The following is a 6,480-nucleotide window of genomic DNA, read 5'->3' as shown; positions in this document are numbered from 1 at the left end:
CCGCAGCAGCGGCCTGAGAAACAGTCAGCTCCGGTGTCAACCGAAGCCTGGGCAGACCCCACCGCAGCCCCCGCGCCACCTGTGCCCAGCGCTTCTCACGAGCCGCTGAGCGCTCCCCGTACGCCGCAATGCGCTCGAAAAACGTTCCTCCGCCCATACCCACCACACTGCGCTGAACGGACCAGTGGGGCAACCAGTCGCAATCTCTCGACGTCCAGCCCGGCGCGAACACTCTGGTAGCTTGACGGTGCCGGACGAAGGCTGTGACCAGCGCTGATGGCGGTTGCTGTACAGCAGCAAAGTACAGCAACCGCACCGACCACCAGCGACCTTCACCAGCCTTTATGGCCCTTGACGTAACCTCAGTGACCTGCAGAAACGTCGATGCCGACAGTTCGCATCGAGAAGGTCAGGGGTTCGATTCCCCTCAGCTCCACAGCAGGTGAAAGGCCCTTTCCGGGACACCGGGGAGGGCTTTTTTCGTGCCCGCACAGCGGCAAAGTACCGCAGCGGCCCATTGGAAGCTGCGGCGCAGCGGGCGATGTTGCGCGGCTCGAGAGGGGTGCCGAGTTGGGTAGTGAACGGCAGAGTGCTCTCTGTCCAGACGGCGGCTTTACGGTGGTCTCGGTTCCCGCGGGCTAGGCACAGCTTCAGCGCCGCTGTGATGATGTTGAGCATGGGGAAGATGCCGTTTCTGGACGCGCTGGGTCTGCCAGCGTGAGCCGGTTCCCGCGCCGCCTGGCCGAGATTCCCAGCCTCGCGACGAGAAGGAACCGCGACCTTGACAGCCACCGGACTGGCACTGGCCTAGCTGGCGCTCTCCGGGTGCACCGGATCGGATACGTCCCCGGAGAAGACGAACGTGGACCGGGCGACTCGAAAGTTCAACCAGCTCCTCCAGCGCCCTGACATTGACCAGGCCACCGCGCGATACGAACAGATGTACAGCCGTATCCGCGACGCAATCGCCACTGCGGCCCCCGACTTGAAGTCGTGGCAGATCTCGAATCAGGCGAGTGAGTCCGGCGTGCGGGAACGATTTTCGCGGCCGTCGATGCCGGCTTGCGCACAGACGACGCCGTGGTCAAGGGACTGCCGAACTGGACGGCTGAAGGCAACATTCCCGACGGCATGTGGCCGCACGCCGTCGACGCAGTTCGCTCGATCGCCGCCCAGTACGGCTTCGGCACCAGCCAAATCACGGTCGACCGGCCCGGCGATCACGAGGTCGTTTTCCACGATCAATACCCGGCAGAACTCAACGTCGGCACGGCTACGCACTGGCTGTCATCTCACCGCTGCTGCCAAGAAGCTTGGTGCACCGGCGCCGAGGCCGCCGTGCTAGCCGCTGAAAACGAGAGCCCCGGCCAGCCGGTCTGCAGCCGGTGAATTTGGGTTTACCCGAGCCCATCCAAGAACGGCCGATGCGCGTTCTGGAAAGCCCACCCGTAATACCGATCCCAGTTCACCGACCACGTCATCAACCCTCGCAGTGCAGGCGACGGCCCTCCTCGCAAGGTGTACGAGCCGCAGCTGGTTCCGTGGGCTAGGCAGGTTACGGCGGTTTGGACTTCGGACGGGGAGACGTAGCCGTTTCCGGCGCTGACGGCTGCGGGCAGGCCGACGGCGATCTGGTCCTCTCGCAGGCCGGGGAAGGTCTGGCCGGTGTTCGCGACCTTGAAGCCGGACTTCAGCATGTCGGTCATCGCGATCAGGAAGTCCGCGCCGCCCATGGTGTGGTACTGGTTGTCCAATCCCATGACTGGGCCGGAGTTGTAGTCCTGGACGTGCAGCACCGTCAGCGAATCACGCAGGGCGTAGATGACTGGCAGGTAAGCCCCAGTACGGCTGTCGCCGCCGCCGGAGCCTCCGTAGAACTGGTAGCCCACTTGGACGAAGAACGTTTCCGGGGCCATTGTCAGGACGAATTTGGCTCCGTAGCGGGCTTTCAACGTCTTCAACGCCGAGATCAGGTTGACGATCACCGGGGTGGTCGGGTTGTGGAAGTCCGTGTCGCCCGCGTTCAGGGACAGGGACTGGCTTTCGAAGTCGACGTCCAAGCCGTCCAGGCCGTATTTGTCGATGATCGCCGCGACTGAGTTGACGAAGTTGTCGCGGGCGGCGGTCGTCGTGAGTTGGACTTCGCCGTTCTGGCCGCCGATCGAGATCAGGACCTTCTTGCCCTGCGCCTGCTTCGCGCGGATGGCTGCGATGAAGTCCGCGTCGCTTTCCACGCCGGGGCATTCGGTGGCTGAGCAGCGGTTGAAGCGGATATCGCCGGAGGTCACCGACGTGGGTTCGGCGAAAGCTAGGTCGATGATGTCCCATGCGTCGGGGACGTCGGCGAGCTTCAGGTAGCCGGAGCCGTTCGCGAAGCTCGCGTGGACGTAGCCGATCAATGCGTGTTTCGGGAGGCCGGCGCTGGTGCAGCCGCTGGTGGTGGCGGAAACGGCGGGCGTGTGGGCGGATTCGGCGTTGTCGTTGTACGCGGTGACTGAGTAGCTGTGCGAGGTGCAGGCGGTGAGGCCGGAGAGCGTCGCGGTGGTTCCGGTGACGGTGGCGCGCAGGGTGTTGTCTTCGTAGACGCGGTAGCCGGTTACGGTGCCTGCGGCTGCGCCCCAGTTCAGGGCGATCGACGTGTCGGTGACGGTGCCGACGGTGGGGGTGCCTGGGACGCCTGGCGCACCGGGGGTGTCGCCGCCGGGGCCGTCGAGGACGATGTCGTCGGCGTAGTACGGGCCGGCACCGTACCAGCCGTGCAGGTACAGCTCGGCGGACGTCTGGTTCGCGGTCGTGGTGAAGGACAGCGAAAGCTGGCTGTACGCCGACGCGTTAGTCCAAGTGGGGGAGCTGCCGGTGACGCCTAGGTACACCGGTGCACCTTGTACCCAGGCGGAAACCGAGTAGGTGGTGTTTGGGCGCACGGAGACGGTTTGGGTGCACTGGCCCTGGTCGGACGCGCCTGGGGTGACGGCTAGCGCGTAGGTTCCGGAATGCACCGGCGTCTTCCCGGCCGTGCCTGCCGGGCAGGTCCAGCCGGACGTCGAACCGGTTTCGAAACCGGGATTGGTCAGCAGGTTCGCTGCTTGCGCTGGTCCGCCGACGACAAGTCCGGCCGCGGCCAGCAGGAGCACGACGAGGAAACGAGCACGCTTCATTGCGGTGCCTCCGGTCCGATGCGACCCCCTGATAGATATTGTCTAGATCACTCGGCGAGTTGTCCAGACCTATCGGGCCGACGATAGTCGGATTCCCCGAGTCTCAGGCGTTGAGGTCGAAGATCGGACGACTTGGGCACGTTGCTTGCCGGCGGGACGGCCAGCCTGGGTGGACCGGCCACGGTAGTCGAGCCGCACGCGGTCAGGATCACCGGGAAGCGGTCATTCGCGATTGCCCGGTATAGGCTGGGGCTGACAAGCGCAAGGAATGAACATGAAGTACGTGGCGCTCCCCTTCGACGCGAGCCAGTACCTGACGAAACTCCCGGAGTTGGCTGGCCAGCTTCCGCCGGGGGCGCGGGAATTCGCAACGGACCCGCACCACTACGACTTCGGTTCCGCGTACTCGGTGAAGGACCTGAAGCTGGCCGGAATCGACTACGCGGATCAGGGCGAGTCGGTCGATCTCGTGCTGAGGTTCGCGCACAGCCCGTTTTCGCACGCCGCTCCGCTGAGATCCGGTATCAGGACGTGCGGACGTTTTCGGTGGAGGTCGGCGAGAAGCAGCCGGAGATCGTCCGGCTGGGCACTCTTGCGCTGGACGAGATCCTCCCGCACGAGCACGGGTGCAGTCACGAGATCAGGGCTGAGTACCGACTCGCGTCGGTAATTCCCCTCGTTCTTCGGCGTTACAGTGGCCAGAGCGAGGGGCCGGAGGAGTCATGGAGCTGGAACTGCGCCACCTGCGCGCGCTCGTGGCTATCGCCGACGCGCACAGTCTCGTTCGTGCGGCCAAGGCATTGCACGTTTCCCAACCGGCGTTGTCCGGGTTGCTGCGGCGCGTCGAGCGGTCGGTCGGCGGGAGTTTGTTCGCGCGCTCGCCGACGGGGTGCGTGCCGACCGCGCTCGGGGAGGACGTCGTCGCGGATGCGCGGGCGGTGCTGGCTGGGATGTCGGCGCTGACCGAGCGGGCCGGGGCGCGGCGGGAATCCGCGGGGGCGGTGCGCGTCGGCGGGTACAGCGGGTTTTTGCATCTCGCGTTGGCGAGGTGGTTGCGGGATCAGCCGTGGTGTCCCGCGGTTCGGGTGCATGAGGAGCAGGACGAGGCGCGGACGCTGGCGGCCCTCGCGGACGGGCACCTTGACCTCGCGCTCGTGTACCTCGCGCCGCTGCCGGACCGGGTCGTGCCGGACGGCGTGGAGAGTGTCGTGGTGCAGGCGCGGGAGCCGGTTTTCGTGATTCTGGCTGAAGATCATCTGCTGGCGTCGCGCGCGGAGATCCCGCTCGAAGAGCTGGCCGCGTATCCCTGGGCGGACGATCCGCCGTGGACGACTCGGTGGTCGGCATATCTGCAGGACGTCTGCCGGCAGCGCGGGGTCGTGCTGGACCAGCCGCATCGGCCGCAGTGTCTGGCTACCCTGCTGGATCTGGTGCGCGAGGGGATGGCGGTCGCGCCGGCGTTGGCGACGCGGGAGGACCAGCGGGACGGCATCGTGGTGCGGGCGATCGAAGACGCGCCGCTGTGGCAGGAGCTGCGGTTGTGTTACCGGCCGGGCACGGCGATCGCGGATCGGGTCGGCGAGCTGTCTCAGCAGGTCGCGCGGGATTACGCCAACCGGCAGGGGTGCAGTGCCGCCTTCGATCGCTGGTGGCACCGCACCCCTGCCGGGGCTAGACGGTGACGCGCCAGTTGCTGTTCGGCGTCGGCACCTCGAACTGCAGCGACGAGCAGCTGTAATCGCTGGGGTTCGGGTTGGCCGTTGGCTGCAACGGCGAGTTCGACTCCGTCGCGGGCGTCCACTGGCCGCCGATGCGCAGCTGCAGCTGGCTGGCTTCGAACACCTTGCCCTTGGCGTCCGAGCAGTAGTACGCCTGGCCGGTCGACGGGTCGACGGTCGAGTACAGCTCGAAGATGTCCCAGCCCTCGTTGAGGGTGCTCTGGTCGCTGCCGCTTTGCGTGAACAGGTCGTCCCACTTGCCGGTCTTCACGTTGTAGAGCGAGGCGGTCCAGCTATTGCTGCTCGCGTCGGTTTGGACTTCCTGCACGGTGAACGCCGGATGTCCGTCCACTGTGGAGGTATAGGTGGAAAGGAAGGAGCTGTCCAGCGGGACTACCTTCGCGGGGCCGACCGTCCCGCACCAGTCCCAGGCCCAGACCTGGCCGCCCTGGTCGAGTCCGTACGCGGTGACGACTTCGATGCAGGAATGGCCGGTAGGCTTCACCGTCGGGGCGTAGACGACGTCCGCGCTGTTCGAGAGCCGGAGGTCCGGGACGACGCTGTGCGTGACGAGAATTCCGTCCGCGCCACTGGAAAGTTGCGGTTCCGGGCCCCAGAAGGTGTGTTGTTGCGCGTCGATCTTCGGGCTGACCGCGCGGCCGGCTTTTTCCCGGCGCAGCTGGCGGAACTTGTCCGCGGCGGTCCCGGCGGCGGCCTTCGCGGCGGCACCGGTCAGTCCGGGCACCACCCCGCTGCCCGGGGACGCGGAAACCGGTGGGCTGCCGGCGACGACAGCCGCGGCCGCGAGGGCGGAAGTGAGCAGGACAAAGAGTTTCCGCATCGGCGCATCTCCTCGTCGTAGGCGAAGGAAACGTGCGGAGGGAAAAGCGGGTCCGTCCGCGGGACCCGGATGTTAAGTCGGGATTTTCGCGGTCAGGCACCGACTTTCGGCGGGGTGTTCCACTCAGTGCAGGTCAGCGTGGGCATAGGTTTTCCGAGGCGTTCGGCGTTATGCCGCCAAGCGGAGTAATCAGCGCGTCTTGGCCCGGATGCGCAGGCGCTCGCCCTGCTTGCCGAACAGGCTGAGGATTTCGACCGGACCCTCGCCGGTGCTGCCGAACCAATGCGGGATCCGGGTGTCGAATTCGGCGACCTCGCCTGCCTTCATGACAACGTCGTGTTCGCCGAGGACGAGCCGGCCCTTGCCGCTGAGCACGCAGAACCACTCGTGGCCGGGGTGAGTGCGCGGCGCGGGTTCGCATCGGTCGGGGTCGAAGATCATCTTGAGTGGCTGCAGCCGTCCGGGTTGCCGAGTGAGCGGAACGACGGTGCGGTCGTCGCGGGCGACCGGCTGCAGCGGGGCGGTGCCGATTAGTACGTCCAGCGGGATCCGGTGCGCGCGGGAGATCAGCAGCAGCAGTTCGAGGGTGGCTTTGCGCTGGCCGGATTCGAGCCGGGAGAGGGTGCTGACGGAGATGCCAGTCTCGTTCGACAACTCTTCCAGGGTGCGGTTTCGTTGCCGCCGGAAATGGCGGAGGCGGGGTCCGACCGCGGCGATGATGTCCTCCACACCGGCCAGCATGACATTCCGCTCCGCAGGATTG

6 protein-coding genes and 1 pseudogene are annotated in these 6,480 nt (G+C 66.4%); 3 read left to right on the top strand and 4 right to left on the bottom strand.

Translation table 11 applies throughout. The features are described from left to right. Nucleotides 1-862: 862 nt before the first annotated feature. Together L942_RS46130 and L942_RS45850 are read left to right on the top strand one after the other, a co-directional pair. A pseudogene (locus L942_RS46130) lies at nucleotides 863-1,024 on the top strand (LppA family lipoprotein); the annotation flags it as partial. Between the two features lie 56 nt (nucleotides 1,025-1,080). Then, nucleotides 1,081-1,389 carry an LppA family lipoprotein gene (locus L942_RS45850; protein WP_158684441.1) on the top strand — a complete coding sequence of 103 codons (309 nt, stop codon included), beginning with the start codon at nucleotides 1,081-1,083 and terminating at the stop codon, nucleotides 1,387-1,389. Between the two features lie 8 nt (nucleotides 1,390-1,397). Here the strand turns inward: L942_RS45850 and L942_RS08400 are convergent, their stop codons facing one another. Next, complete coding sequence (locus tag L942_RS08400; protein ID WP_037357172.1) at nucleotides 1,398-3,158, bottom strand: chitinase; 1,761 nt, start codon at nucleotides 3,156-3,158, stop codon at nucleotides 1,398-1,400. A 447-nt stretch (nucleotides 3,159-3,605) separates the two neighbouring features. Then, nucleotides 3,606-3,794 (bottom strand): hypothetical protein, encoded by a 189-nt coding sequence (locus tag L942_RS44180; RefSeq protein ID WP_158684440.1) that lies wholly within the window; start codon nucleotides 3,792-3,794, stop codon nucleotides 3,606-3,608. 86 nt (nucleotides 3,795-3,880) lie between these two features. On the opposite strand from L942_RS44180, the gene L942_RS08390 reads away from it, so the two are divergent. Then, nucleotides 3,881-4,840 (top strand): LysR family transcriptional regulator, encoded by a 960-nt coding sequence (locus L942_RS08390; protein ID WP_037357170.1) that lies wholly within the window; start codon nucleotides 3,881-3,883, stop codon nucleotides 4,838-4,840. Here the strand turns inward: L942_RS08390 and L942_RS08385 are convergent. Together L942_RS08385 and L942_RS08380 are read right to left on the bottom strand one after the other, a co-directional pair. Next, nucleotides 4,830-5,717: a hypothetical protein gene (locus L942_RS08385; RefSeq protein ID WP_037357168.1), complete on the bottom strand. Its 888-nt coding sequence runs from the start codon at nucleotides 5,715-5,717 to the stop codon at nucleotides 4,830-4,832. The two genes, L942_RS08390 and L942_RS08385, sit on opposite strands and share 11 nt — an antisense overlap. 189 nt (nucleotides 5,718-5,906) lie before the next feature. Further along, entirely contained in the window at nucleotides 5,907-6,446 is a 540-nt protein-coding gene (locus L942_RS08380; RefSeq protein WP_037357205.1) for a helix-turn-helix domain-containing protein, read from the bottom strand. Between the last annotated feature and the right edge of the window lie 34 nt (nucleotides 6,447-6,480).

The sequence above is a fragment of the Amycolatopsis orientalis DSM 43388 genome, assembly GCF_000411975.1.
Taxonomy (GTDB): domain Bacteria; phylum Actinomycetota; class Actinomycetes; order Mycobacteriales; family Pseudonocardiaceae; genus Amycolatopsis; species Amycolatopsis orientalis_D.
The sequence above is the reverse complement of the archived record's forward strand: the minus strand, read 5'-3'. Positions and strand labels throughout refer to the sequence as shown.